This window comes from Pseudomonas neuropathica, assembly GCF_051174785.1.
In the GTDB taxonomy this organism is placed as follows: domain Bacteria; phylum Pseudomonadota; class Gammaproteobacteria; order Pseudomonadales; family Pseudomonadaceae; genus Aquipseudomonas; species Aquipseudomonas neuropathica_A.
On sequence record NZ_CP195111.1, the window covers coordinates 2,933,819 to 2,957,726 of the forward strand.

Consider the following 23,908-nt stretch of genomic DNA (forward strand, 5'->3'; position numbering starts at 1 on the left):
CACTCCACTCACGCTTTATCTGTCGCCGCCGGCAAGGTGAACCCGGACACCGAACGCCGCAGCTGACTGGCCATTTTCGTCAGGTTGCCGATGCTCTCGGCGGTGGCCGTGGAGCCGGACGAAGTCTGCGAGGTGATTTGCTGGATCACGTTCATCGTCAGCGAGATCTGCCCGGCGGAAGTCGTCTGTTGCTGCGCTGCGTTGGAGATGCTTTGAATCAGCGCCGCGAGGGTCTTCGATACGCCTTCGATTTCTTCCAGGGCCACACCGGCATCCTGCGCCAGTCTCGCGCCGCGCACCACTTCGGTGGTGGTTTGTTCCATCGAGATCACGGCTTCGTTGGTGTCGGTCTGAATCGCCCGCACCAGGGTTTCGATCTGCCGGGTGGCGGCAGACGAGCGTTCGGCCAAGCGCTGCACTTCGTCGGCAACCACGGCGAAACCGCGCCCGGCATCACCGGCCATCGACGCCTGAATCGCCGCGTTGAGGGCGAGGATGTTGGTCTGGTCGGCAATATCATCGATCAGGCTAACGATGTCGCCGATTTCCTGCGACGACTCGCCCAGACGCTTGATACGTTTGGCGGTGTCCTGAATCTGCTCGCGAATGTTGTCCATGCCGTGGATGGTGTTGTGCACCACCTCGTTGCCCTTGTTGGCGATCTCCACGGAGCGCTCGGCTACCGCTGAAGACTCGGCGGCGTTGGCTGACACCTGATCGATGGATTCAGCCATGTCGCTGATCGCCGTCGAGGCTTCGGAAATCTGCTGGGCCTGATGCTCCGAGGCCTGGGCCAGATGCATGGCGGTGGCCTGGGTTTCCTGCACCGCTGCGGCGACCTGGCCGGCGGTGAGGTTGATCGTCGCGACGAGATCACGCAATTGGTCGACGGAATAGTTGATCGAATCGGCGATGGTGCCGGTGAAGTCTTCGGTCACCGAAGCGGTCACCGTGAGGTCGCCGTCGGCGAGGTCTTCGATTTCATCGAGCAGGCGCATGATCGCGTTCTGATTGCGCTCGTTCTTCTCGGCGGTTTCGCGCAACTGGCGATTGGTTTCCCGGACCATGACCAGACCGATAAGGATGATCGAAGCCAACGCCAGCAAACCGAGGACGTAACCGCCGATGGTGTCGGTATTGCGCCCGCCGGCAAGGTTCTCGAAGCGAGTGGCCAGGTGCGAGGCTTCGTCGAGCAGGGTTTGCGAGAGGCTGAAGATATTGCTCGCCGATTCACGGACCTTGAACAGCTCCGGCGAGGTTTCGAGGATTTCATCCACCGAGCCGGAGACGAACTGGAACAGCTCGGAGATTTCACTCAAACGCGCACGGGCGTCGCGGTCTTCGACCTGGCTGATTTTCAGCGCTGCGTTGCCTTGCAGCATGCCGTTGAGCACCTGGCCAAAACGGCTGGCATCGCGGCCAAAGGCATCGGCGGCCTGCTGCGAGTTTTCGTCGCCGGCGAGCACGGTGTTGACCGCGCCGAGAATGCGCTCAGCCAGCAGCGATTGACGCTGGGCCATCGCCACTTGCGCCGCTGGTGCGCCGCGCTGGAGGAGGATTTCGACGACTTTTTCGTATTCGATCTGCAACTGCGGCACGGTTTCGGCCAGGGTAGCGGCGACCTGATGCAGCGACAGCACGGTCTGTTCGCTGGAAAGAATCGCGTCGGTGTTTTTCAGCAGGCGTTCCCAGTCCAGTTGCACGGCGCGCATTTCCGGGCGCACGGCGGCCGGCGCTGGCGGCAGGCCGGTGGTTGGGTCGCCTTTTTTCAGGTAACTCCAGCGCTGGGCAAAATCGTTGCGCGCATCGCTGAGCAACTTGAACGCGGCAGCCTTGCCGGCGGCGGCTTCGGTGGCGTTCTTGGCGATGCGTTGCGAGAGCACACGCAGCTCACCGGCGTGGCCGATGTACTGTTTGTCGTAGTTCGCCTGGGTGTTGAGGTAAGCGAAGTTGGCGAACAGCAGCATGATGAACACGATCAGTGCGATGAACAGCACGATGATCTGCGAGCGACTGCGCGAGCCTTCCGCCGGCTTGCCTGTTTTTGCTTTTGTCATCGGTCCTCGCCCTTAACCCACACCTTTGAGGCCTGCTGCAATCCCTGTGGGAGCGAGCCTGCTCGCGAAAGCGCTGGGTCAGCCAATATTTATCTTGCCTGACACGCCCTCTTCGCGAGCAGGCTCGCTCCCACAGGGGACGGTGTTGAATCTGTTATATCGCGACGCTCATGAACACTGGGGACTTGGCCAGCGCAAACAGGCTGAACACCCGCCAGTTCTGCTCACGGCGGAAGTAGCCTTTGACGAACTCGGCCTTCGAACCCTGGCGCTTGCTGATCGAGATCGGTTCGAAGCTGTCCTGCTCGAAATGCTGCAGACCAATAACCTCATCGACCATCAACCCGGCGAACACATCGCCATGCTCGACCACCAGGACCCGCCGCTGTTTACGCAACGGCGACAGTTCATGGCCGAAAAATCCGCACAAATCCATGATCGGCAGCAGCCGCCCACGCAGGTTAGCCACACCTTTGACCCACGGTTTGACCCCGGGCAATTGAGTGAAGCGCGGTTCGTGCAGCACTTCGCTGACTTCACCCATCGGCGCCACATACCAATGCTCGCCGAGGCGAAAGCCGATGCCGCTCCAGCGATCCTGACGCGCCGGTTGCGACGGCAGGTCCGCCGCCAGCAAGCGGCAGCGCTGGTCGATTTGCCAGAGCAGTTCGAACGCGGTCAGCGATTCGCTCATGGTCGTGCGATCAACCGTTCAGCACGTTGTTCAGGGTCTTGATCAGGGTGTCTTCGTCGACCGGTTTGGTCAGGTAGTCCTTGGCGCCCTGACGGGTGCCCCAGACCTTGTCGGTTTCCTGATCCTTGGTGGTGATGATGATCACCGGGATGTGGCTGGTGTCGGAATCTTTGGTCAACTGGCGAGTGGCCTGAAAACCGTTGAGGCCGGGCATGACGATGTCCATCAATACCGCGTCGGGTTTTTCCTGACGGGCCAGGGCCACGCCGTCGGCACCGTTTTCGGCCTTCAGCACTTCATGGCCGTGCTTTTCGAGCATGCCGGTCAGTTTGTACATTTCAGTCGGCGAATCATCGACGATCAGGATACGTGCCATGGTTTTCCCCATTTTTCTTGTCGACCCCCGGCCCGCTGGCCGAGCGTCACTGTACGTGTCTTACTGCGGCAAAACGGCGGCGAAGCCCGGAACATGGGCCTGGATCGCGTTGAGCAGTTCTTCCTTGCTGAAAGGCTTGGTCAAAAATTGATCAGAACCGACAATCCGCCCCTTGGCCTTGTCGAACAGCCCGTCACGCGATGACAGCATGATCACCGGCGTGGCCTTGAACGCACTGTTGTTCTTGATTAAAGCGCAGGTCTGATAACCATCCAGACGCGGCATCATGATGTCGACAAAAATGATCCCGGGATGGTTGTCGGCGATCTTCGCCAAAGCATCGAAACCGTCGATCGCCGTGATTACTTCGCACCCGACATTCTTCAACAAGGTTTCGGCGGTGCGACGAATCGTTTTCGAGTCGTCGATCACCATGACCTTCAAGGCGCTGGACTGCTGTTCCATAAGAGGGCTCTACCGTCGCCTTTGCGAATCAAATTGTCCGTTTTGCGATGACTGATGGCTGGAAACCCTTGATGCTCAAGGGCCAGCACGGCATGGCAGCCTTTTTAGCACAGTCTCCAGATGCAATCTATCGACGGGTTTTTCCTTGACCGAAAACCCGCCCGGCGCCACTCTGGCGGCACTTTTTCAATACCGATCCGGTAGCCAATTTTCGAGGAAAACCCAATGAGCGTTCGCGTCGGGATTGTCATGGACCCTATCGCCAGCATCTCCTATAAAAAGGATAGCTCGCTGGCCATGCTGCTGGCCGCGCAAAAGCGTGGCTGGGAACTGTTCTATATGGAACAGCGCGACCTGTATCAGGGCGAAGGTCAGGCACGGGCGCGCATGAAGCCGCTGAAAGTCTTCGCCAACCCGGAAAAATGGTTCGAACTGGACGCCGAGCAGGACAACCTGCTGAGCGATCTCGACGTGATCCTGATGCGCAAGGATCCGCCGTTCGACATGGAGTTCGTCTATTCCACCTACCTGCTCGAACAGGCCGAAACCGCTGGCGTGCTGGTGGTGAACAAGCCGCAGAGCCTGCGCGACTGCAATGAAAAGCTGTTCGCCACGCTGTTCCCGCAGTGCACGCCGCCAACCATCGTCAGCCGCCGTGCCGATGTGCTGCGCGAATTCGCCGCGAAACACGGCGACGTGATCCTCAAGCCGCTGGACGGCATGGGCGGCACTTCGATCTTCCGTCACCGCGCCGGTGATCCGAACCTGTCGGTGATTCTGGAAACCCTGACCGCACTCGGTGGCCAGCAGATCATGGGCCAGGCCTACCTGCCGGCGATCAAGGACGGCGACAAACGCATCCTGATGATCGACGGCGAGCCGGTGGATTACTGCCTGGCGCGGATTCCGGCGCAGGGCGAAACCCGAGGCAACCTGGCTGCCGGTGGTCGTGGCGAAGCGCGTCCGTTGACCGACAAGGATCGCTGGATCGCCGCCCAGGTCGGCCCGACCCTGCGTGAAAAAGGCCTGCTGTTCGTCGGTCTCGACGTGATTGGCGAAAGTCTCACCGAAATCAACGTCACCAGCCCGACCTGCATCCGTGAAATCGACAATGCGTTTGGCACCGACATTGGCGGCCTGCTGATGGACGCCATCGCCAAGAAGCTGCAAGCCGCCGGCAAAATGCCACAAGCTTGATGCACGTCACATGCAGTCTGTCGCTTGAAGCGTGAAGCCCAAGGCGTGAAACCAACATTGCGTTATCATGCGCAGCCTCTGAAAAACGCGATGTTGGTTTTCTTGTCATGACCCTCCCGTCCGATCTGCCCGCAGAACTCGCCCACCGTGGCGTGCGCCCGGCCGATCGCCTCGGTTTTACCCTGTTCCTCGCGGCGCTGATCCATTTGGCGCTGCTGCTCGGCGTCGGTTTCACGATGGTCGAGCCCAAGCAAATCAGCAAAACCCTGGAAATCACCCTCGCCACCTTCAAGAGCGAAAAGAAGCCGGAGAAGGCTGACTTTCTTGCTCAAGAGCATCAGGAAGGCAGCGGCACGCTGGACAAGAAGGCGATCCCCAAGACCACTGAAGTGGCGCCATTCCAGGACAATCAGGTCAAGAAAGTCACCCCGCCACCGGCCGCCAAGCCGCAAGTGCAGGAGGCCGCGCCGAAGGCTGCAGTGACCACCGTCGCGCCGAAACCGAAAAAAGCGCCGACCAAGAAAGAAGAAAGCAAGACAGAAGTCAAACCGACAGTCGACGCGCCGGAATTCGACAGCTCGCAGCTGTCCAGCGACATCGCCAGCCTTGAAGCCGAACTGGCCAAGGAACAACAGCTCTACGCCAAGCGCCCACGGATTCACCGTTTAAGCGCGGCGTCGACCATGCGCGACAAGGGTGCCTGGTACAAGGACGACTGGCGCAAGAAGGTCGAACGCATCGGTAACCTCAATTATCCCGAGGAAGCACGGCGCAAGCAGATCTACGGCAATTTGCGCCTGATGGTTTCGATCAATCGCGATGGTTCGCTGTATGAAGTGCTGGTGCTGGAATCGTCCGGGCAGCCGCTGCTGGATCAGGCCGCGCAGCGCATTGTTCGACTGGCGGCACCGTTTGCCCCGTTTACCGGGGACTTGTCGGATATCGATCGTCTGGAAATCATTCGTACCTGGAAATTTGCGCGGGGCGACAAACTCTCCAGCAACTGACACACCGCAGAAACCCTGTGGGAGCGAGCTTGCTCGCGAATGCGGTGTGTCATTCAACATTGATGTGACTGATCCACCGCTTTCGCGAGCAGGCTCGCTCCCACATTGGATCGGTGTGTTGCTTACATCTCCAGCTTGTCAGTTTGCCCCCCGAACGCCACACTAGCGCACATGAAAAACGTCAGCCCCAGCTACCTCAAGCATCAATTCCTGATCGCCATGCCCCACATGGCCGACCCGAACTTTGCCCACACCTTGACCTACATCGTCGAGCACACGGCCAATGGCGCTATGGGGATTGTGGTCAATCGACCGCAAGAGCTGAATCTGGCCGACATCCTCGAGCAATTGCGCCCGGACATCGACCCGCCAGCACTCTGCCAGCATGTGCCGATCTTCATCGGCGGGCCGGTGCAGACTGATCGCGGTTTTGTGTTGCATCCGGCGGGCAAGACCTTCCAGGCCACCGCGCAGCTGGACGGCGATCTGGCGTTGTCGACCTCGCAGGACGTGCTGTTCGCCATCGCTGACGGCGTCGGCCCGGCGAAAAGCCTGATCGCCCTCGGTTACGCCGGCTGGGAAGCCGGGCAGCTGGAAGCGGAACTTGCCGACAACGCCTGGCTGAACTGCCCGTACGACGCCGACATCCTCTTCAACACCAGCAGCGAACTGCGCCTCGAAGCGGCGGCCAGGCATTTAGGGATCAACCTCAGCCTGCTGACCAGCCAGGCAGGTCACGCCTGATGGCCCTGCGCCTGATTCTCGGCTTCGACTACGGCACCAAACAGATCGGCGTTGCCGTCGGCCAGGTGATTACCGGCCAGGCCCGTGAGCTGTGCACGTTGAAGGCACAAAACGGTGTGCCGGACTGGAACCAGGTCGAAGCCCTTATAAAAGAATGGAAGCCCGACGCCGTCGTCGTCGGCCTGCCGCTGAACATGGACGGCACGCCGAGCGAAATGTGCCTGCGCGCAGAAAAATTCGCCCGCCGCCTCAATGGCCGCTTCAACGTGCCCTTCTATACCCACGACGAACGCCTGACCACCTTCGAGGCCAAGGGCGAGCGTCTGGTCCGTGGCGGCCAAAAGGGCAGTTACCGCGACAACCCGGTGGACGCCATCGCCGCCGCTCTGCTGTTGCAGGGCTGGCTCGATGAAAACACTGCATTGTTTGAATCCTGACAAGCGCTTCGGCGCTTTTCTTTTGAGTGAAAAACCGAGTTGCGTCCAAGGACCTGACTCGCCCCCAACAAGGAGCAACCATGAGCCTGCCAAATCCCGCCGATCTGATCAGCCAGATGGCGACCCGCCTCAAGGCGCACCTTGCCCAGCGTGAAATCACTGAACCGCGTTACATCGGCATTCGCACCGGCGGCATCTGGGTCGCGCAGGCCTTGCTCAAGGAACTGGGCAGCGACGCGCCACTGGGCACGCTGGATGTGTCCTTTTACCGCGACGACTTCAGCCAGAACGGCCTGCACCCGCAAGTGCGCCCGTCCGCCCTGCCCTTCGAAATCGAAGGCCAGCATCTGGTGCTGATCGACGACGTATTGATGAGCGGCCGCACTATCCGCGCCGCCATGAACGAATTGTTCGACTACGGCCGCCCGGCCAGCGTGACCCTGGTCTGCCTGCTGGACCTCGATGCCGGCGAGCTGCCGATCCGCCCGAACGTGGTTGGCGCGACGCTGTCGCTGGCCGCTCACGAACGGGTGAAGCTGTCCGGCCCCGAGCCGCTGACGCTCGAACTGCAAGACTTCAACCTTTAATCCGCCCTATTGAGAGTCCCCTTCGCGATGACGCCTCTAGATACCAAGCGCCCGCTGCAGCTCAATGATCAGGGCCAGCTGCGCCACTTCCTCTCGCTCGACGGCCTGCGCCGCGAGTTGCTGACGGAAATCCTCGACACTGCCGACTCGTTCCTCGAAGTCGGTGCCCGGGCGGTGAAGAAGGTCCCGTTACTGCGCGGCAAGACCGTGTGCAACGTGTTCTTCGAAAACTCCACGCGCACCCGCACCACCTTCGAACTGGCGGCCCAGCGGCTGTCGGCGGACGTGATCACCCTGAACGTGTCGACCTCGTCGGCAAGCAAGGGTGAAACCCTGCTCGACACTCTGCGCAACCTTGAAGCCATGGCCGCCGACATGTTCGTCGTGCGCCACGGTGACTCCGGCGCCGCGCACTTCATCGCCGAACATGTTTGCCCGCAAGTGGCGATCATCAACGGCGGCGACGGCCGTCACGCCCACCCGACGCAGGGCATGCTCGACATGCTCACCATCCGTCGGCACAAGGGCGGTTTCGAAAACCTCTCGGTGGCGATCGTCGGCGACATCCTGCACTCGCGGGTGGCGCGCTCGAACATGCTCGCGCTGAAAACCCTCGGTTGCCCGGACATCCGCGTGATCGCGCCAAAAACCCTGCTGCCGATCGGCATCGAGCAGTACGGCGTGAAGGTCTATACCGACATGACCGAAGGCCTGAAAGACGTCGACGTGGTGATCATGCTGCGCCTGCAGCGTGAACGCATGACCGGCGGCCTGCTGCCGAGCGAAGGCGAGTTCTACCGCCTGTTCGGCCTGACCACCGCGCGTCTGGCCGGGGCCAAACCGGATTGCATCGTCATGCACCCGGGGCCGATCAACCGCGGTGTTGAGATCGAGTCCGCAGTAGCCGACGGCCCGCACTCGGTGATCCTCAATCAGGTCACCTACGGCATCGCGATTCGTATGGCTGTGCTGTCCATGGCCATGAGCGGACAAACAGCCCAGCGCCAATTCGAGCAGGAGAACGCCCAGTGAAGCTCAGCATTCTCGGCGCACGCGTCATCGATCCAAGCAGCGGCCTGGATCAAGTCACCGACATTCACGTTGAAGCCTGCAAGATCGTCGCCATCGGCGCGGCCCCAGCGGGTTTCAGCGCAGTAGAAACCATTGATGCCCAAGGCCTTGTCGCCGCTCCGGGCCTCGTCGATCTGAACGTAGCCCTGCGCGAGCCGGGTTACAGCCGCAAAGGCTCGATCATCAGCGAAACCCGCGCAGCGGCCGCCGGTGGCGTGACCAGCCTGTGCTGCCCGCCGAAGACCAAACCGGTGCTCGACACCTCCGCCGTGGCCGAATTGATCCTCGACCGCGCCCGCGAAGCCGGCAACACCAAGGTGTTTCCGATTGGCGCGCTGAGCAAAGGTCTGGATGGCGAGCAACTGGCTGAGCTGGTTGCCCTGCGCGACGCCGGTTGCGTGGCATTCGGCAATGGTCTGGAGAGTTTCCGCAACACCCGCACGCTGTGCCGGGCGTTGGAATACGCGGCGACCTTCGATCTGACGGTGATTTTCAACTCGCAGGATCATGATCTGGCCGAAGGTGGCTTGGCCCATGAAGGCGCGGTTGCCAGTTTCCTTGGCCTGCCGGGTATTCCGGAAACCGCTGAAACCGTGGCATTGGCCCGGGATCTGTTGCTGGTCGAGCAGACCGGCGTGCGTGCGCACTTCAGCCAGTTGACCAGCGCTCGCGGCGTGGCCCTGATTGCTCAGGCGCAGGCCCGTGGCTTGAAGGTGACGGCGGACGTGGCGCTGTACCAGTTGATCCTGACCGACGAAGCGCTGATCGACTTCAGCAGCCTGTACCACGTGCAGCCACCGCTGCGCACTCGCGCGGATCGCGACGGTTTGCGTGAAGCAGTGAAGTCCGGCGTAGTGTCGGCGATTTCCAGCCATCACCAACCGCACGAACGTGACGCCAAACTGGCACCGTTCGGCGCGACCGAGCCGGGCATCAGCAGTGTTGAACTGCTGCTGCCGCTGGCGATGACGCTGGTTGAGGATGGGTTGCTGGATCTGCCGACCTTGCTGGCGCGTCTGAGCGCAGGCCCGGCTGAAGCGCTGCGTCTGCCGGCAGGCAAACTGGCGGTGGGTGGTGCGGCGGATATCGTGCTGTTCGATCCGCAGGCTTCGACGGTGGCCGGTGAAGGCTGGTTGTCGAAGGGTGAGAACTGCCCGTTCATCGGGCACACTTTGCCGGGCGTGGTTCGCTATACCTTGGTGGATGGGCGGATCAGCCACCAGGCTTGATACCGGGTTGCCCCCATTCGCGAGCAAGCTCGCTCCCACAAGGATCACCGCGAACCCTGTGGGAGCGAGCTTGCTCGCGAAGCTTTATTGGAAAGCGCCTCTGCCTTCGGCGTTACGCACCGAGACCTGATCATTCAGCGTCCAGAAGTCATACAGCACACCCAGAAAGAACAACCCGCCCGTCAGCAGATAGATCAGGCCGCTGATCCACTTGCCCTGATACATCCGGTGCACGCCCAGTGCGCCAAGGAACGTCAGCAGAATCCACGCCACGTTGTATTCGATCGGTCCTGCGGTAAAACGCAGATCCGCCTCGCGATCCATTGCCGGGATCAGAAACAGGTCGATCAGCCAGCCAATACCCAGCAAACCGAAGGTAAAAAACCAGATCGTCCCGGTCACCGGCTTGCCGTAATAGAAGCGGTGAGCGCCGGTAAAACCGAAAATCCACAGCAGGTAACCGATGATTTTGCTGTGCGTATCTTGCTGCTGAACAAATTGTTGATAGGGGTTCATGAAGACCTCGATTCACACGATAGATAAATATTCTTGAATTCTTTGTGACTTTTTTACAGGTAGCCGACGTACGGCAAATGTTACCGTTGCTACCGTCAAAGCCTTATAGCACCTGACTTCTGTCGGACAATTGCGTCCATTTGCCGCTTATTTGGTTCCGTTGGCCTCCAACTGAATCGACCAACGGACTCGGAATGAAAAAAAACTCTGTTATAAAGTTGCGCGCTATCACTAAAGAGCCACGCCTAATGCGACCATTTTTCAAGACATGGCTAACCATCTGCCTATTAATGCCACTGGCCGCCCACGCCACCAATCGTGAGCAACGTCTTCCCAACGTTAACGGCTTTACCCCTAAATCCCATGCTTCGGCTCCTTCGAGCAAAAGCAGCAAAAGCAAAACCACCACGCTGAGCAGCAAGAGCCACAGCAAGCTGGTGCCACCGATGGCGAGCAAGGAAAGCAGCAACGTGCTGAGCCGTGCTGTGAACGTCCTCGGTACACCTTATCGTTGGGGCGGCAGCAGCCCAAGTAAAGGTTTCGATTGCAGCGGCCTGGTGAAATACGCTTTCAACGACGCTACGTTCGACCTGCCACGCACCTCGAACGCCATGGCCAGCGGCCACGGCGAGAAAGTCGAGCGCAAGGATCTGAAACCGGGCGATCTGATTTTCTTCAACATCAAAAGCCGTCGAGTCAACCACGTTGCCATCTACCTGGGCAACGACCGCTTCATCCACGCCCCGCGTCGTGGCAAAGCGGTGAGCATCGATACGTTGAACAAGCCGTACTGGCAGCAGCATTACGTAGTTGCCAAGCGTGTGTTGCCGAAAGAACAAAGCCAGATGCGCGTGGTTCAGCGCTGAGCTGACTGATCCGTAATCTGCTCAAGCAGTACCGCCCTCTTCGCGAGCAAGCTCGCTCCCACAGGTGAAAGCATTCCAATTGAAGGAATGCAAGCAAATGTGGGAGCGAGCTTGCTCGCGAAAGGGCCGGTGAGAACACCGAAAATCTCCCTCAGAAATTATCCGGCGTCCGTGCCTTCTCCCGCGCATGCTCGCGGCTGATCAAGCCCTTGGTCACCAGATCCTTCAGGCACATGTCCAGCGTCTGCATGCCCAACGACCCACCGGTCTGAATCGCCGAATACATCTGCGCGACCTTGTCCTCGCGGATCAGGTTACGGATCGCCGATGTCCCCAGCATGATCTCGTGCGCCGCCACCCGCCCGCCGCCAATCTTCTTGATCAACGTCTGCGAGACCACCGCCAGCAGTGATTCGGACAGCATCGAACGCACCATCGACTTCTCGTCACCGGGGAACACATCCACCACGCGGTCGATGGTTTTCGCCGCTGAGGTGGTGTGCAGCGTGCCGAACACCAGATGCCCGGTTTCCGCAGCGGTCAGTGCCAGACGAATGGTTTCCAGATCACGCATCTCGCCGACCAGGATTACATCCGGGTCCTCACGTAGCGCCGAGCGCAAAGCGGTGGCGAAACTGCGGGTATCACGATGGACTTCACGCTGATTGATCAGGCATTTGCGCGATTCGTGAACAAACTCGATCGGATCTTCGATGGTTAGGATGTGGTGATGGCGATGGGTGTTGAGGTAGTCGATCATCGCCGCCAGCGTGGTTGACTTGCCGGAACCGGTCGGCCCGGTGACCAGCACCAGCCCACGCGGGGCATCGGTGATCTTGCGAAAGACATCGCCCATGGCCAGATCTTCCATGCTCAGCACTTTCGACGGAATGGTACGAAATACCGCTCCGGCGCCACGGTTCTGGTTGAAGGCGTTAACCCGGAACCGCGCCACACCCGGCACCTCGAAGGAAAAGTCGGTTTCCAGATGTTTCTCGAAGTCGACCCGCTGGGTGTCGTTCATGATGTCGTAGATCAGTTCGTGCACTTGCTTGTGATCCAGCGCCGGCAGATTGATCCGCCGCACATCGCCATCGACGCGGATCATCGGCGGCAGACCGGCCGACAGGTGCAGGTCGGAAGCGCCCTGTTTGGCGCTGAAGGCCAGCAATTCAGTGATATCCATAGCGCTCCTCAATTCCAGTAGAATGCCGCGAACCTTCAGACCGCTGGCGCCTCTTGATGTCCACGATAGCAGACAACATCCAACTGGTTAGTTCGCGCATCCAGGCAGCGGTAACAGCTGCAAATCGCGCTGAAAACAGCGTCCAGTTGCTAGCGGTCAGCAAAACCAAACCCGCTCAGGCGCTGCGCGAAGCGTATACCGCCGGCCTGCGCGACTTTGGCGAGAACTACCTGCAGGAAGCCCTGGGCAAACAGCTCGAACTGGCCGACCTGCCCTTGATCTGGCACTTCATCGGCCCCATTCAATCGAACAAGACTCGTGCGATTGCCGAGCATTTCGACTGGGTGCATTCCGTGGATCGCCTGAAAATCGCTCAACGTCTGTCCGAACAGCGCCCGGCCGAGCTGCCGCCGCTGAACATCTGCATTCAGGTCAATGTCAGCGGTGAGGCGAGTAAATCCGGCTGCACCCCGACTGACTTGCCGGCATTGGCGGAAGCCATCAGCGCCCTGCCCCGGCTGAAACTGCGCGGGCTGATGGCAATTCCCGAGCCAACAGAAGATCGCGCCGAGCAGGACGCGGCCTTCGCCGCAGTACAGAAATTGCAGGCCAGCCTTGATCTGCCACTTGACACACTGTCCATGGGCATGAGCCACGACCTTGAGTCGGCCATCGCCCAAGGCGCCACCTGGGTTCGTATCGGTACGGCCCTGTTTGGCGCCAGAGATTATTCCCAGTCTTGAACGTTTCCAGATAAGGACCACACATGAGCAACACACGTATTGCGTTTATCGGTGCGGGCAACATGGCGGCCAGTCTGATTGGCGGCCTGCGCGCCAAGGGCCTGGAAGCAGCGCAGATCCGCGCCAGCGACCCGGGTGAAGAAACCCGCGCCAAGGTCAGCGCCGAACACGGTATCGAAACCTTCGCCGACAACGCTCAGGCCATCGACGGCGTCGATGTGATCGTGCTGGCGGTCAAACCGCAGGCCATGAAAACCGTGTGCGAGGCGATTCGCCCGAGCCTGAAACCGAATCAACTGGTGGTCTCCATCGCGGCGGGCATCACCTGCGCCAGCATGACCGCGTGGCTCGGCGAACAGCCGATCGTGCGCTGCATGCCGAACACCCCGGCGCTGCTGCGTCAGGGCGTCAGCGGTTTGTACGCGACCAGCGAAGTGACCGCCGAACAGCGCCAGCAGGCGCAAGAGCTGCTGTCCGCCGTCGGCATTGCCCTGTGGCTGAACGAAGAGCAGCAACTGGACGCGGTCACTGCCGTTTCCGGTTCCGGCCCGGCGTACTTCTTCCTGCTGATCGAAGCCATGACCGCTGCTGGCGTCAAACTCGGCCTGCCGAAAGACGTCGCAGAGCAACTGACCCTGCAGACCGCACTCGGCGCCGCGCACATGGCGGTTTCCAGCGATGTCGACGCCGCCGAACTGCGTCGTCGCGTGACTTCGCCAAACGGCACAACCGAAGCCGCGATCAAATCATTCCAGGCCAATGGCTTTGAAGCCCTGGTCGAAACCGCACTCGGCGCCGCCGCGCACCGCTCGGCCGAAATGGCCGAACAACTGGGCAAATAAGGAGCCTTACATGATTGGATTGAATACCGCAGCGGTTTACGTGCTGCAAACCCTCGGCAGCCTGTACCTGCTGATCGTGCTGTTGCGTTTCGTACTGCAACTGGTACGGGCGAACTTCTATAACCCGCTGTGCCAGTTCATCGTCAAAGCGACCCAGCCGCTGCTCAAGCCACTGCGCCGGATCATCCCAAGCCTGTTCGGCCTTGACATGTCGTCGCTGGTTCTGGCGATTCTGGTGCAACTGGCACTGATGGCGCTGACCCTGCTGCTGACTTACGGCACCACCGGTAACCCGCTGCAACTGTTTATCTGGTCGCTGATCGGCGTGACCGCGCTGTTCCTGAAGATCTTCTTCTTCGCCCTGATCATCAGCGTGATCCTGTCGTGGGTTGCGCCGGGCAGCCACAATCCGGGTGCTGAGCTGGTCAACCAGATCTGCGAGCCGGCGCTGGCGCCGTTCCGCCGCTTCCTGCCAAACCTTGGCGGTCTGGACCTGTCGCCAATCTTCGCCTTCCTCGCGCTGAAGCTGATCGACATGCTGGTGATCAACAATCTGGCGGCGATGACGATGATGCCGGAAATCCTCCGTCTGCTGATGTGAGCTGGTTTCGATGGGACGGTGACAACTTGATTCTCGAGTGTCACCTGCAACCGGCAGCCCGCAGCGATGACTTCGCCGGGCTGCACGGTGATCGTCTGAAAATCCGCCTGACCGCACCGCCGGTCGAGGGCAAGGCCAATGCTTATCTGATGGGCTTTCTGGCCAAGGCGTTTGGGGTGCCCAAGAGTCAGGTCAGTTTGCTCAGCGGCGAGTTGAACCGGCAGAAGCGAGTGAAGATTTGTTCGCCGAAGAAGTTGCCGGATTTGCCTGGGTTGGTTCGGCGCTTGTCTTGAGTTTTGCGGCGTCTGTGCCCCTCACCCCAGCCCTCTCCCCCTGGAGAGGGAGCTGATCTATGGTGTTTTCGAAACCTGAGCTCAACTCGATATCCCTCGTCGGCGTATCTCGAACATCCCCCCGATCAGTCCCCTCTTCCTCCGGGAGAGGGAGCCGACTTTGGTGGTTTTCAAGGCCTGAGTTCGACTCGATAGATCAGGTCGGCGTAGCTCAAAAGAACACCTAGGTCGGTCCCCTCTACCTCTGGGAGTGGGCTAGGGTGAGGGCCGCTTGCTGCTTACCCCCCCGGTCTTTAGACTTACGCCTCATTTCAACGAGAGCAGGGTCGATGCCAACTGCCTTTCCCCCCGATTCTGTTGGTCTGGTGACGCCGCAAACCGCGCACTTCAGCGAGCCGCTGGCGCTGGCCTGTGGCCGTTCGCTGGCCGCCTATGACCTGATCTACGAAACCTACGGCACGCTGAACGCGCAAGCGAGCAACGCCGTGCTGATTTGCCACGCCTTGTCTGGCCATCACCATGCCGCCGGCTACCACAGCGTCGACGACCGTAAACCCGGTTGGTGGGACAGCTGCATCGGCCCCGGCAAGCCGATCGACACCAACAAGTTCTTCGTGGTCAGCCTGAACAACCTCGGCGGTTGCAATGGCTCCACCGGCCCGAGCAGCATCAACCCGGAAACCGGCAAACCGTTCGGTGCCGACTTCCCGGTGCTCACCGTGGAAGACTGGGTGCACAGCCAGGCACGTCTCGCTGACCTGCTCGGCATCGCCCAGTGGGCGGCGGTGATCGGCGGCAGCCTCGGCGGCATGCAGGCGCTGCAATGGACCATCACTTACCCGGATCGCGTGCGGCACTGTCTGGCCATCGCCTCGGCCCCGAAGCTGTCGGCGCAGAACATTGCCTTCAACGAAGTCGCGCGTCAGGCAATTCTCACCGACCCGGAATTCCACGGCGGTTCGTTCCAGGAAGCGGGCGTGATCCCCAAGCGCGGCCTGATGCTGGCGCGGATGGTCGGGCACATCACCTACCTGTCCGACGATTCGATGGGCGAAAAATTCGGCCGTGGCCTGAAGAGCGAGAAGCTCAACTACGACTTCCACAGTGTCGAGTTTCAGGTCGAAAGCTACCTGCGTTATCAGGGCGAAGAGTTCTCCGGACGCTTCGACGCCAATACCTATCTGTTGATGACCAAGGCGCTGGATTACTTCGATCCGGCGGCGAACTTCGACGATAATCTGGCGAAAACCTTCGAGAACGCCACGGCCAAGTTCTGCGTGATGTCGTTCACCACCGACTGGCGCTTCTCCCCGGCGCGTTCGCGCGAACTGGTGGATGCGCTGATGGCGGCGCGCAAAGACGTCAGCTATCTGGAAATCGACGCACCGCAGGGCCACGACGCCTTCCTGATTCCGATCCCGCGCTACTTGCAGGCGTTCGGCAATTACATGAACCGCATCACGTTGTGAGAAAGCCATGAGAGCTGATCTGGAAATCATCCAGGAATGGATCCCCGCCGGCAGCCGCGTCCTCGACCTCGGTTGCGGTGACGGCGAGCTGCTGACCTGGCTGCGCGACAACAAGAATGTCACCGGTTATGGCCTGGAAAACGACGCCGACAACATCGCCGAATGCGTAGCCAAAGGCATCAACGTCATCGAGCAGGATCTGGACAAAGGGCTGGGCAACTTCGCCAGCAACAGTTTCGACATCGTAGTCATGACCCAGGCGCTGCAAGCGGTGCACTATCCGGACAGGATCCTCGACGAAATGCTTCGCGTCGGTCGCCAGTGCATCATCACTTTCCCGAACTTCGGTCACTGGCGCTGCCGCTGGTACCTGGCGAGCAAGGGTCGCATGCCGGTGTCCGAGTTTCTGCCGTACACCTGGTACAACACGCCGAACATCCACTTCTGCACCTTCGAAGACTTTGAAGAACTTTGCCGCGAACGTGATGCGAAGGTCATTGATCGGCTTGCCGTGGATCAACAGCACCGTCACGGGTGGGCCAGTAAGCTATGGCCTAATCTGTTAGGTGAGATCGGTATCTACCGCGTCAGCAGCCCGCAGCTTGCAGACCACAAAGTCGCGGTCTGAATCCCGTCATTTCGAGGAGCACGATCATGGGTCGTTTAGCGTTGTTGTTATTGACTGCCTGCCTGAGCGCTAGCGCGCTGGCAGCCGACGTCATCAAGGGTGAGCGCAAGGAAACCTTTGGCGACGTCACGGTGCACTACAACACTTTCAACTCGACGTTCCTGCAACCGGACATCGCCAAGGCCGCGGAACTGGTGCGCAGCAAAAATCAGGGCGTGATCAATGTCTCAGTGATCAAGGACGGCAAACCGCTGGTCGCCAACGTCACCGGCACGGTCAAAGACCTGACCAGCCAGAGCGTGCCGCTGAATTTCCGCCAGGTCACCGAACAGGGCGCGATCTACTACATCGCCCAATACCCGGTCGAACAGCAGGAAACCCGCACCTTTGAGATCAAGGTGCAGAACGGCGACAAGATCAACACCATCAATTTCAACCAAGAACTCTTTCCCGGCGAATGATGAACATCAAGCAGCTCGTACTGGCCAGCCATAACGCCGGCAAACTCAAAGAACTCCAGGCCATGCTCGGCGAATCGGTGCAACTGCGCTCGATTGGCGAGTGGAGCAAGGTCGAGCCGGAAGAAACCGGTCTGTCGTTCGTCGAGAACGCGATCCTCAAGGCGCGCAACGCCGCACGCATTTCCGGGTTGCCGGCGCTGGCCGACGATTCCGGTCTGGCGGTGGATTTCCTTGGTGGTGCGCCGGGCATCTATTCGGCGCGCTATGCCGATGGCAAGGGCGATGCGGCGAACAACGCCAAACTGCTCGACGCCCTGAAAGATGTGCCGCAAGCCGAGCGCGGTGCGCAGTTCGTTTGCGTGCTGGCGCTGGTGCGTCACGCCGATGATCCGTTGCCGATTCTCTGCGAAGGCCTGTGGCACGGGCGCATCCTCACCGCTGCCAGCGGCGAACACGGTTTCGGTTATGACCCTCTGTTCTGGGTGCCGGAGCGCGATGTGTCCAGCGCCGAACTGAGCCCGGCCGACAAGAACCAGATCAGCCACCGCGCCCGTGCAATGGATTTGCTGCGCCAGCGCCTGGGCTTGAAATGACCCGTGACTCTTCCGCGTCGTCGCTGATAGTCGGCGGCGCCGCTTCTTCGCCTCGGGCGCCGCTGCCGACGCTGCCGCCCCTGGCACTGTACATCCACATCCCGTGGTGTGTGCGCAAATGCCCGTATTGCGACTTCAACTCGCACACCGCCAGCCCGGTGTTGCCGGAGCAGGAATACGTCGACGCCTTGCTGGCCGATCTCGATCAGGATCTGCACGCGGTTTACGGGCGTGAAATCAGCTCGATCTTTTTTGGTGGCGGCACGCCGAGCCTGTTCAGCGCCGAAGCGCTTGGGCGTTTGCTTGAGGGCGTCGAGCAGCGCATTCCGTTTGCTGAAGACATTGAAATCACTCTGGAAGCCAATCCCGGGACCTTCGAGCAAGAGAAGTTCGTCGCGTACCGCAAGCTGGGGATCAATCGCCTGTCGATCGGCATCCAGAGCTTTCAGCAGGAAAAGCTCAAGGCGCTGGGGCGGATTCACAACGGTGACGAGGCGGTGCGTGCGGCCGATATGGCGCGGCAGGCCGGGTTCGATAACTTCAACCTCGACTTGATGCATGGCTTGCCCGATCAGTCGCTGGACGATGCCTTGAGCGATCTGCGTCAGGCCATCGCGCTGAATCCGACGCACATCTCCTGGTATCAGCTGACACTGGAGCCGAACACAGTGTTCTGGAATCAGCCGCCGGTGCTGCCGGAAGACGACACGCTGTGGGATATTCAAGAAGCCGGGCAGGCGCTGCTGGCCGAGCACGGTTACGCGCAATACGAAGTGTCGGCTTATGCCCAGGCCGGGCGTCCGGCGCGGCATAACCTCAATTACTGGAGTTTTGGCGACTTCATCGGCATCGGCGCGGGTGCGCATGGCAAGTTGAGTCATCCGGACGGGCGCATCGTGCGTACCTGGAAGACACGTCTGCCGAAGGACTATCTCAACCCGGCGAAAAGTTTCCAGGCTGGCGAAAAAGCGCTGACCAATGACGAGATGCCGTTCGAGTTTCTGATGAATGCTTTGCGCCTGACCGCTGGTGTCGAATCGCACCTGTATCCGCAGCGCACCGGGCTGTCGCTGGACAGCCTCGCCGAAGGCCGGGCAGCGGCAGAACAAAGCGGTCTGTTGCAGGTCGAACCGTCACGTCTGGCGGCTACCGAGCGCGGACAGCTGTTTCTCAACGACTTGCTGCAACAATTTCTGAACTGATTTCAGTGCTAAGGGAAAACGCATGGATTTGATACTCGACCTGCTCGCCACCGTCTCCCGCTGGAGCCGCAGCAACCTCTCGGAAATCGCCCTGGCGCTGGTCGGCTGCCTGTTGGTGCTGTTCGGCGCCGACTTCAAAGGCTGGGTCGAGCAACGCCTGGGCAGCATCGCCGGCGCCCTGCGCGTGCCGCTGATGGCACTGCTTTGCGTAATCGGCAGCGGCGCCGCGCTGATCTATGCAACCCCTTGGGTGATCAAGGGCCTGAGCCAGTTCAACAACTACAGCCTGGCGCCAGTGCTGCTGGTAGTCCTCGTGCTCATTGGCGTAGTCGCCGACCGCCGCTGATTCCGCAAACACCCCAAAACAACTGTGGGAGCGAGCCTGCTCGCGAATACGGTGTGTCAGTCAACATCAGTGTTGAATGAACATCCGCTTTCGCGAGCAGGCTCGCTCCCACAGGTTTTGGTGCGTGATGCTTAAGCGAGTTTTTCGAACTTCAGATCCCACACGCCATGGCCCAGTCGTTCGCCGCGGCGTTCGAACTTGGTGATCGGGCGTTCGGCCGGGCGCGGTACGCATTTACCGTTTTCGGCGAGGTTGCGGTAGCCCGGGGCGACGTTCATCACTTCCAGCATGTATTCGGCGTACGGTTCCCAGTCGGTGGCCATGTGCAGAATGCCGCCAACCTTCAACTTGCTGCGCACCAGCTCAGCGAAAGAGGCCTGAACGATACGGCGCTTGTGGTGACGGCTCTTGTGCCACGGATCCGGGAAAAACAGCATCAGGCGATCGAGGCTGTTGTCGGCGATGCAACGGTTGAGCACTTCGATCGCGTCGCAATCGTAGACCCGCAGGTTGGTCAGGCCCTGAGTCAGCACGCCATTGAGCAGCGCGCCGACACCCGGGCGGTGCACTTCAACACCGATGAAATCCTGATCCGGCGCCGCCGCAGCCATTTCCAGCAGCGAGTGGCCCATGCCGAACCCGATCTCCAGCGAGCGCGGTGCCGAACGGCCGAACACCTGATCGTAATCCACTGGTGCGTCAGCCAAGGGCAGCACGTACAGCGGCGCGCCCTGATCCAGACCGCGTTGCTGGCCTTCGGTCATGCGCCCGGCGCGCATCACGAAACTCTTGATGCGGCGGTGTTGGCGCTCGTCGCCTTCTTCCGTCTGGACAGGCGTGTCGTTCGATTCAGTCATCAATGGCTCTTACTTGATCAGACCATCCAGCGGCGAAGAGGCGCTGGCATAGAGTTTTTTCGGCATACGGCCAGCGAGGTAGGCCAGACGGCCTGCAACGATGGCGTGTTTCATGGCTTCAGCCATCATCACCGGCTGCTGGGCGTGGGCGATCGCCGAGTTCATCAGCACCGCATCGCAACCCAGTTCCATGGCGATGGTTGCGTCGGACGCAGTACCGACACCGGCATCGACCAACACAGGAATCTTGGCTTCTTCGAGGATGATCTGCAGGTTGTACGGATTGCAGATCCCCAGACCGGAACCGATCAGACCGGCCAGCGGCATCACTGCGATGCAGCCGATTTCCGCCAGTTGCCGGGCAATGATCGGGTCATCGCTGGTGTAAACCATCACGTCGAAACCTTCCTTGACCAGCGTTTCGGCGGCCTTGAGGGTTTCGATGACGTTTGGGAACAGGGTTTTCTGGTCGGCCAGTACTTCCAGCTTCACCAGGTTGTGACCATCGAGCAGCTCACGAGCCAGACGGCAGGTGCGCACGGCTTCGATGGCGTCGTAGCAACCGGCGGTGTTCGGCAGAAAGGTGTAGCGCTCCGGCGACAGCACGTCGAGCAGGTTCGGCTCACCTTCGATCTGGCCCAGGTTGGTGCGGCGCACGGCGAAGGTGACGATCTCGGCGCCCGAGGCTTCGATGGCCTGACGGGTTTCTTCCATGTCACGGTACTTGCCGGTACCGACCAGCAAACGCGACTGGTAAGTACGACCGGCCAGCACAAAAGGCTTGTCGCTACGAACGATGCTCATGGGGAATCCTCTTTAGGGGTGAGGGTCTTGCAGAATTCGGCACCCTTTCGGGCCAGGCGATCAGCCGCCGCCGATGGCGTGCACCACTTCAACGTTGTCGCCGTCATTGAGCGTGGTGTCGGCATGCTGGCTGCGCGGGACGATATCCAGATTGAGTTCGACTGCCACTCGACGTCCGGTCAGTTCCAGACGCGTGATCAGGGCCGCAACGGTCTCGCCGTCGGGCAGTTCAAGGGATTCGCCGTTCAACTGAATGCGCATGCGTAACGCCGCCATCATTTTTAGGGGCTGGCATTCTAGCCCGATCATGACCTAAAGGTCAGCACCAAGCGTCAAGCGGTTGGTTGCAGGCGCCAGGCGGCGAGCCCCAGGCACAGCCAACCGACCAGAAATGCCAGGCCCCCGAATGGGGTGATGATCCCGAGCTTGCTGATGCCGGTGGTGGTCAACACATACAGGCTGCCGGAGAACAACAGGATACCCGCTGCGAAGGAAAAGCCGGCCCACGCGATCAGTCGGCCCTGAATCTGCGTGGCCAACAGCGCCACACCGAACAGAGCCAGGGTGTGCACCAATTGATAGGTGACGCCGGTATGGAAGATCGCCAGATACTCGGGTGTCAGGCGATTTTTCAGGCCATGGGCGGCGAATGCGCCCAAAGCGACCCCGGTAAAACCAAAAAAAGCGGCCAGCATCAAAAAGCCACGCAGCATTGGGAACTCCAGTCAGACGCGATCGGCAGGGTCTGTATAATGGCCCGCTCCACCGGTTCGGCCAAGCCATCTCTATGCTGCGTACTATTTTCCGTCGTCTCACGAAGGCCCTGCTCTGGTTCGCGGGCGGCAGCATCTTGCTGGTGCTGGTGTTTCGCTTTGTGCCACCGCCGGGCACGGCGTTGATGGTCGAACGCAAGGTTGAATCCTGGATCGATGGTGAGCCGATTGACCTGCAGCGTACGTGGAAGCCGTGGGACGAGATCTCCGACGATCTTAAAGTCGCGGTCATGGCCGGCGAGGATCAGAAATTCCCGGAGCACTGGGGTTTTGATTTCAGCGCGATCCAGGCTGCACTGGCGCACAACGAACTCGGCGGCTCGATTCGCGGGGCCAGTACCTTGAGCCAGCAGGTGTCGAAGAACCTGTTTCTATGGGCCGGTCGCAGCTATCTGCGTAAAGGTCTGGAAGCCTGGTTTACCGCGCTGATCGAGGTGTTCTGGCCCAAGCAGCGGATCCTTGAGGTGTATCTGAACAGCGTCGAGTGGGATGACGGGGTGTTTGGCGCCGAAGCAGCGGCCCGGCATCACTTTGGTGTGAGCGCGAAGGCGTTGTCACGGCAGCAGGCGAGTTATCTGGCGGCTGTTCTGCCCAATCCGCGTGTCTGGAGTGCCAGCCACCCTACTGGGTACGTGTCGCGCCGGGCCGGGTGGATTCGGCAGCAGATGAGTCAGTTGGGTGGGGATAGTTATTTGCTGGGGCTCAATGATTCGCGCCGGGCGCCTTGGTCTGAATAACGCTGAAGATCCCCTGTGGGAGCGAGCTTGCTCGCGAATGCGGTGGATCATTCAGCAGTGGCGGTGACTGACACTCCGCCTTCGCGAGCAAGCTCGCTCCCACATGGGTTTTGTATGAAGCCTGAATGAAAACGCCCCGATCATCGCTGATCGGGGCGTTTTTTATTGCCGAGGCGCCGGTTATGCGGCGATCGACAACTTGAGCTTGTTCATCGCGCTCTTCTCGAGCTGACGGATCCGCTCGGCCGACACGTTGTACTTCTGCGCCAGGTCGTGCAGCGTGGCTTTCTCTTCTGCCAGCCAGCGCTGATAGAGGATGTCACGGCTACGTTCGTCCAGCACTTCCAGTGCTTCGTGCAGGTTGTGGTTGGAGTTGTCACTCCAGTCGGCATCTTCCAGTTGACGGGCCGGGTCATACCGGTGGTCTTCCAGATAGTTGGCCGGCGACTGGAAAGCACTGTCGTCGTCGGCTTCAGCAGCCGGGTCGAAGGCCATGTCATGGCCGGTCAGGCGACTTTCCATCTCGCGCACTTCCCGCGGTTCAACGCCGAGGCTTTCCGCCACACGGTGGACTTCCTCGTTGTTCAGCCACGCCAGACGTTTCTTCTGGCTGCGCAGGTTGAAGAACAGCTTGCGCTGGGCCTTGGTGGTCGCGACTTTCACAATGCGCCAGTTGCGCAGGATGAACTCGTGAATTTCCGCCTTGATCCAGTGCACGGCGAACGACACCAGACGCACACCCATTTCCGGGTTGAAGCGCTTTACGGCCTTCATCAGGCCGACGTTACCTTCCTGGATCAGGTCAGCCTGAGCCAGACCGTAGCCGGAATAGCTACGGGCGATATGTACGACAAAACGCAGGTGGGCGAGCACCATCTGCCGAGCCGCCCCCAAATCCTGCTCATAGTAGAGACTCTCGGCCAGTTCACGCTCCTGCTCCGGCGTCAGCAATGGAATGCTGTTGACGGTGTGCACGTAGGCTTCCAGGTTCGCACCCGGAACCAACGCATACGCAGGCTGCAAAGAATTGGTCATACGAAAAAACCTCCCACTTACATACTCGTGCCTCTCGGCACTGCGAAAAATTGACCGGGAATTCAAGTGCAAGTTCCCAAAAAAACCGCGAG

General features: G+C 60.2%; 30 protein-coding genes. 19 read left to right on the forward strand and 11 right to left on the reverse strand.

All coding sequences use genetic code 11. From position 1 onward, the window contains the following. Positions 1-8: 8 nt before the first annotated feature. From ACRRSD_RS13315 to pilG, 4 genes are all read right to left on the reverse strand, one after another. Positions 9-2,057 (reverse strand): methyl-accepting chemotaxis protein, encoded by a 2,049-nt coding sequence (locus ACRRSD_RS13315; protein WP_435038325.1) that lies wholly within the window; start codon positions 2,055-2,057, stop codon positions 9-11. A gap of 154 nt (positions 2,058-2,211) precedes the next feature. Next, on the reverse strand, positions 2,212-2,751 hold the full coding sequence (locus tag ACRRSD_RS13320; RefSeq protein WP_007913675.1) for a chemotaxis protein CheW: 540 nt from the start codon (positions 2,749-2,751) through the stop codon (positions 2,212-2,214). Positions 2,752-2,761: 10 nt separating this feature from the next. Next, complete coding sequence (gene pilH, locus ACRRSD_RS13325; protein ID WP_435038326.1) at positions 2,762-3,127, reverse strand: twitching motility response regulator PilH; 366 nt, start codon at positions 3,125-3,127, stop codon at positions 2,762-2,764. Positions 3,128-3,187: 60 nt separating this feature from the next. Beyond that, positions 3,188-3,592 (reverse strand): twitching motility response regulator PilG, encoded by a 405-nt coding sequence (gene pilG / locus ACRRSD_RS13330; RefSeq protein WP_007913673.1) that lies wholly within the window; start codon positions 3,590-3,592, stop codon positions 3,188-3,190. A 225-nt stretch (positions 3,593-3,817) separates the two neighbouring features. Here pilG and gshB point away from each other — a divergent pair, with 225 nt between their 5' ends. From gshB to ACRRSD_RS13365, 7 genes are all read left to right on the forward strand, one after another. Then, positions 3,818-4,789, forward strand: coding sequence for a glutathione synthase (gene gshB / locus ACRRSD_RS13335; RefSeq protein ID WP_435038327.1), 972 nt, complete (start codon positions 3,818-3,820; stop codon positions 4,787-4,789). 107 nt (positions 4,790-4,896) lie between these two features. After that, positions 4,897-5,796, forward strand: coding sequence for an energy transducer TonB (locus tag ACRRSD_RS13340; protein ID WP_422610250.1), 900 nt, complete (start codon positions 4,897-4,899; stop codon positions 5,794-5,796). A gap of 171 nt (positions 5,797-5,967) precedes the next feature. Beyond that, positions 5,968-6,540 carry a YqgE/AlgH family protein gene (locus ACRRSD_RS13345; RefSeq protein WP_016985971.1) on the forward strand — a complete coding sequence of 191 codons (573 nt, stop codon included), beginning with the start codon at positions 5,968-5,970 and terminating at the stop codon, positions 6,538-6,540. Further along, positions 6,540-6,977 (forward strand): Holliday junction resolvase RuvX, encoded by a 438-nt coding sequence (gene ruvX / locus ACRRSD_RS13350; protein WP_008077844.1) that lies wholly within the window; start codon positions 6,540-6,542, stop codon positions 6,975-6,977. The genes ACRRSD_RS13345 and ruvX overlap by 1 nt, the downstream gene beginning before the upstream one ends. A gap of 80 nt (positions 6,978-7,057) precedes the next feature. Beyond that, entirely contained in the window at positions 7,058-7,564 is a 507-nt protein-coding gene (pyrR, locus tag ACRRSD_RS13355) for a bifunctional pyr operon transcriptional regulator/uracil phosphoribosyltransferase PyrR (protein WP_034153653.1), read from the forward strand. Between the two features lie 27 nt (positions 7,565-7,591). Beyond that, positions 7,592-8,596 (forward strand): aspartate carbamoyltransferase catalytic subunit, encoded by a 1,005-nt coding sequence (locus ACRRSD_RS13360; RefSeq protein ID WP_007913665.1) that lies wholly within the window; start codon positions 7,592-7,594, stop codon positions 8,594-8,596. Further along, positions 8,593-9,864: a dihydroorotase gene (locus ACRRSD_RS13365; RefSeq protein ID WP_435038328.1), complete on the forward strand. Its 1,272-nt coding sequence runs from the start codon at positions 8,593-8,595 to the stop codon at positions 9,862-9,864. Before ACRRSD_RS13360 ends, ACRRSD_RS13365 begins: the two co-directional genes overlap by 4 nt. Positions 9,865-9,948: 84 nt before the next feature. Here ACRRSD_RS13365 and ACRRSD_RS13370 read toward each other — a convergent pair whose 3' ends face one another. Beyond that, a complete protein-coding gene (locus ACRRSD_RS13370; protein ID WP_007913651.1) occupies positions 9,949-10,380 on the reverse strand; it encodes an NINE protein in 432 nt (143 codons plus the stop codon). Between the two features lie 248 nt (positions 10,381-10,628). Between ACRRSD_RS13370 and ACRRSD_RS13375 the strand changes: the two genes are divergently transcribed. After that, positions 10,629-11,246, forward strand: coding sequence for a C40 family peptidase (locus tag ACRRSD_RS13375; protein ID WP_016985978.1), 618 nt, complete (start codon positions 10,629-10,631; stop codon positions 11,244-11,246). A gap of 151 nt (positions 11,247-11,397) precedes the next feature. Here ACRRSD_RS13375 and ACRRSD_RS13380 read toward each other — a convergent pair whose 3' ends face one another. Further along, the gene (locus tag ACRRSD_RS13380; RefSeq protein WP_007953348.1) at positions 11,398-12,432 is read right to left on the reverse strand and encodes a type IV pilus twitching motility protein PilT; all 1,035 of its coding nucleotides are present in this window, start codon (positions 12,430-12,432) and stop codon (positions 11,398-11,400) included. A 56-nt stretch (positions 12,433-12,488) separates the two neighbouring features. Here ACRRSD_RS13380 and ACRRSD_RS13385 point away from each other — a divergent pair, with 56 nt between their 5' ends. The 10 genes from ACRRSD_RS13385 to ACRRSD_RS13430 all read left to right on the forward strand — a co-directional run bounded on the left by ACRRSD_RS13385 (position 12,489) and on the right by ACRRSD_RS13430 (position 19,610). After that, positions 12,489-13,175 (forward strand): YggS family pyridoxal phosphate-dependent enzyme, encoded by a 687-nt coding sequence (locus ACRRSD_RS13385; RefSeq protein WP_435038329.1) that lies wholly within the window; start codon positions 12,489-12,491, stop codon positions 13,173-13,175. 23 nt (positions 13,176-13,198) lie between these two features. Continuing rightward, positions 13,199-14,017 (forward strand): pyrroline-5-carboxylate reductase, encoded by an 819-nt coding sequence (proC, locus tag ACRRSD_RS13390; RefSeq protein ID WP_435038330.1) that lies wholly within the window; start codon positions 13,199-13,201, stop codon positions 14,015-14,017. A 10-nt stretch (positions 14,018-14,027) separates the two neighbouring features. Further along, complete coding sequence (locus ACRRSD_RS13395; RefSeq protein ID WP_007913643.1) at positions 14,028-14,618, forward strand: YggT family protein; 591 nt, start codon at positions 14,028-14,030, stop codon at positions 14,616-14,618. Next, entirely contained in the window at positions 14,615-14,911 is a 297-nt protein-coding gene (locus tag ACRRSD_RS13400; protein ID WP_435038331.1) for a DUF167 domain-containing protein, read from the forward strand. The genes ACRRSD_RS13395 and ACRRSD_RS13400 overlap by 4 nt, the downstream gene beginning before the upstream one ends. A gap of 329 nt (positions 14,912-15,240) precedes the next feature. Next, complete coding sequence (metX, locus tag ACRRSD_RS13405; protein ID WP_435038332.1) at positions 15,241-16,380, forward strand: homoserine O-succinyltransferase MetX; 1,140 nt, start codon at positions 15,241-15,243, stop codon at positions 16,378-16,380. Between the two features lie 7 nt (positions 16,381-16,387). After that, positions 16,388-17,008, forward strand: a complete 621-nt coding sequence (gene metW / locus ACRRSD_RS13410) for a methionine biosynthesis protein MetW (protein WP_064116270.1) — start codon at positions 16,388-16,390, stop codon at positions 17,006-17,008. Positions 17,009-17,034: 26 nt separating this feature from the next. Continuing rightward, positions 17,035-17,469, forward strand: a complete 435-nt coding sequence (locus ACRRSD_RS13415) for a DUF4426 domain-containing protein (protein WP_435038333.1) — start codon at positions 17,035-17,037, stop codon at positions 17,467-17,469. Further along, a complete protein-coding gene (gene rdgB / locus ACRRSD_RS13420; RefSeq protein ID WP_007913634.1) occupies positions 17,466-18,062 on the forward strand; it encodes an RdgB/HAM1 family non-canonical purine NTP pyrophosphatase in 597 nt (198 codons plus the stop codon). Before ACRRSD_RS13415 ends, rdgB begins: the two co-directional genes overlap by 4 nt. Then, positions 18,059-19,264: a radical SAM family heme chaperone HemW gene (hemW, locus tag ACRRSD_RS13425; protein ID WP_435038334.1), complete on the forward strand. Its 1,206-nt coding sequence runs from the start codon at positions 18,059-18,061 to the stop codon at positions 19,262-19,264. The genes rdgB and hemW overlap by 4 nt, the downstream gene beginning before the upstream one ends. Before the next feature lie 22 nt (positions 19,265-19,286). Continuing rightward, positions 19,287-19,610, forward strand: coding sequence for a DUF3392 domain-containing protein (locus ACRRSD_RS13430; RefSeq protein ID WP_007913629.1), 324 nt, complete (start codon positions 19,287-19,289; stop codon positions 19,608-19,610). Positions 19,611-19,741: 131 nt separating this feature from the next. On the opposite strand, the gene trmB is transcribed toward ACRRSD_RS13430, so the two are convergent. The 4 genes from trmB to ACRRSD_RS13450 form a co-directional block, all read right to left on the reverse strand. Then, a complete protein-coding gene (gene trmB, locus ACRRSD_RS13435; RefSeq protein WP_435038335.1) occupies positions 19,742-20,467 on the reverse strand; it encodes a tRNA (guanosine(46)-N7)-methyltransferase TrmB in 726 nt (241 codons plus the stop codon). Positions 20,468-20,476: 9 nt separating this feature from the next. Further along, complete coding sequence (locus ACRRSD_RS13440; protein ID WP_007913621.1) at positions 20,477-21,271, reverse strand: thiazole synthase; 795 nt, start codon at positions 21,269-21,271, stop codon at positions 20,477-20,479. A gap of 60 nt (positions 21,272-21,331) precedes the next feature. Next, on the reverse strand, positions 21,332-21,532 hold the full coding sequence (gene thiS / locus ACRRSD_RS13445; RefSeq protein WP_122604433.1) for a sulfur carrier protein ThiS: 201 nt from the start codon (positions 21,530-21,532) through the stop codon (positions 21,332-21,334). A gap of 71 nt (positions 21,533-21,603) precedes the next feature. Continuing rightward, on the reverse strand, positions 21,604-21,984 hold the full coding sequence (locus ACRRSD_RS13450; protein ID WP_435038336.1) for a DUF423 domain-containing protein: 381 nt from the start codon (positions 21,982-21,984) through the stop codon (positions 21,604-21,606). 74 nt (positions 21,985-22,058) lie between these two features. Here ACRRSD_RS13450 and mtgA point away from each other — a divergent pair, with 74 nt between their 5' ends. Further along, positions 22,059-22,781, forward strand: a complete 723-nt coding sequence (gene mtgA, locus ACRRSD_RS13455) for a monofunctional biosynthetic peptidoglycan transglycosylase (RefSeq protein ID WP_435038337.1) — start codon at positions 22,059-22,061, stop codon at positions 22,779-22,781. Positions 22,782-22,961: 180 nt separating this feature from the next. Here the strand turns inward: mtgA and rpoH are convergent, their stop codons facing one another. Beyond that, positions 22,962-23,816 carry an RNA polymerase sigma factor RpoH gene (gene rpoH / locus ACRRSD_RS13460; protein WP_003229146.1) on the reverse strand — a complete coding sequence of 285 codons (855 nt, stop codon included), beginning with the start codon at positions 23,814-23,816 and terminating at the stop codon, positions 22,962-22,964. Positions 23,817-23,908 lie beyond the last annotated feature (92 nt).

Coding starts and splice junctions, on each gene's coding strand:
- trmB (WP_435038335.1), bottom strand. CDS start 20,467: ATGACTGAATCGAACGACACGCCTGTCCAGACGGAAGAAGGCGACGAG.
- ACRRSD_RS13430 (WP_007913629.1), top strand. CDS start 19,287: ATGGATTTGATACTCGACCTGCTCGCCACCGTCTCCCGCTGGAGCCGC.
- ACRRSD_RS13395 (WP_007913643.1), top strand. CDS start 14,028: ATGATTGGATTGAATACCGCAGCGGTTTACGTGCTGCAAACCCTCGGC.
- ACRRSD_RS13370 (WP_007913651.1), bottom strand. CDS start 10,380: ATGAACCCCTATCAACAATTTGTTCAGCAGCAAGATACGCACAGCAAA.
- rpoH (WP_003229146.1), bottom strand. CDS start 23,816: ATGACCAATTCTTTGCAGCCTGCGTATGCGTTGGTTCCGGGTGCGAAC.
- metW (WP_064116270.1), top strand. CDS start 16,388: ATGAGAGCTGATCTGGAAATCATCCAGGAATGGATCCCCGCCGGCAGC.
- ACRRSD_RS13440 (WP_007913621.1), bottom strand. CDS start 21,271: ATGAGCATCGTTCGTAGCGACAAGCCTTTTGTGCTGGCCGGTCGTACT.
- ACRRSD_RS13380 (WP_007953348.1), bottom strand. CDS start 12,432: ATGGATATCACTGAATTGCTGGCCTTCAGCGCCAAACAGGGCGCTTCC.
- ruvX (WP_008077844.1), top strand. CDS start 6,540: ATGGCCCTGCGCCTGATTCTCGGCTTCGACTACGGCACCAAACAGATC.
- mtgA (WP_435038337.1), top strand. CDS start 22,059: ATGCTGCGTACTATTTTCCGTCGTCTCACGAAGGCCCTGCTCTGGTTC.
- ACRRSD_RS13345 (WP_016985971.1), top strand. CDS start 5,968: ATGAAAAACGTCAGCCCCAGCTACCTCAAGCATCAATTCCTGATCGCC.
- ACRRSD_RS13375 (WP_016985978.1), top strand. CDS start 10,629: ATGCGACCATTTTTCAAGACATGGCTAACCATCTGCCTATTAATGCCA.
- thiS (WP_122604433.1), bottom strand. CDS start 21,532: ATGCGCATTCAGTTGAACGGCGAATCCCTTGAACTGCCCGACGGCGAG.
- pyrR (WP_034153653.1), top strand. CDS start 7,058: ATGAGCCTGCCAAATCCCGCCGATCTGATCAGCCAGATGGCGACCCGC.
- rdgB (WP_007913634.1), top strand. CDS start 17,466: ATGATGAACATCAAGCAGCTCGTACTGGCCAGCCATAACGCCGGCAAA.
- proC (WP_435038330.1), top strand. CDS start 13,199: ATGAGCAACACACGTATTGCGTTTATCGGTGCGGGCAACATGGCGGCC.
- pilG (WP_007913673.1), bottom strand. CDS start 3,592: ATGGAACAGCAGTCCAGCGCCTTGAAGGTCATGGTGATCGACGACTCG.
- ACRRSD_RS13320 (WP_007913675.1), bottom strand. CDS start 2,751: ATGAGCGAATCGCTGACCGCGTTCGAACTGCTCTGGCAAATCGACCAG.
- ACRRSD_RS13360 (WP_007913665.1), top strand. CDS start 7,592: ATGACGCCTCTAGATACCAAGCGCCCGCTGCAGCTCAATGATCAGGGC.
- ACRRSD_RS13415 (WP_435038333.1), top strand. CDS start 17,035: ATGGGTCGTTTAGCGTTGTTGTTATTGACTGCCTGCCTGAGCGCTAGC.
- gshB (WP_435038327.1), top strand. CDS start 3,818: ATGAGCGTTCGCGTCGGGATTGTCATGGACCCTATCGCCAGCATCTCC.
- hemW (WP_435038334.1), top strand. CDS start 18,059: ATGACCCGTGACTCTTCCGCGTCGTCGCTGATAGTCGGCGGCGCCGCT.
- ACRRSD_RS13340 (WP_422610250.1), top strand. CDS start 4,897: ATGACCCTCCCGTCCGATCTGCCCGCAGAACTCGCCCACCGTGGCGTG.
- ACRRSD_RS13450 (WP_435038336.1), bottom strand. CDS start 21,984: ATGCTGCGTGGCTTTTTGATGCTGGCCGCTTTTTTTGGTTTTACCGGG.
- ACRRSD_RS13315 (WP_435038325.1), bottom strand. CDS start 2,057: ATGACAAAAGCAAAAACAGGCAAGCCGGCGGAAGGCTCGCGCAGTCGC.
- ACRRSD_RS13385 (WP_435038329.1), top strand. CDS start 12,489: ATGTCCACGATAGCAGACAACATCCAACTGGTTAGTTCGCGCATCCAG.
- pilH (WP_435038326.1), bottom strand. CDS start 3,127: ATGGCACGTATCCTGATCGTCGATGATTCGCCGACTGAAATGTACAAA.
- metX (WP_435038332.1), top strand. CDS start 15,241: ATGCCAACTGCCTTTCCCCCCGATTCTGTTGGTCTGGTGACGCCGCAA.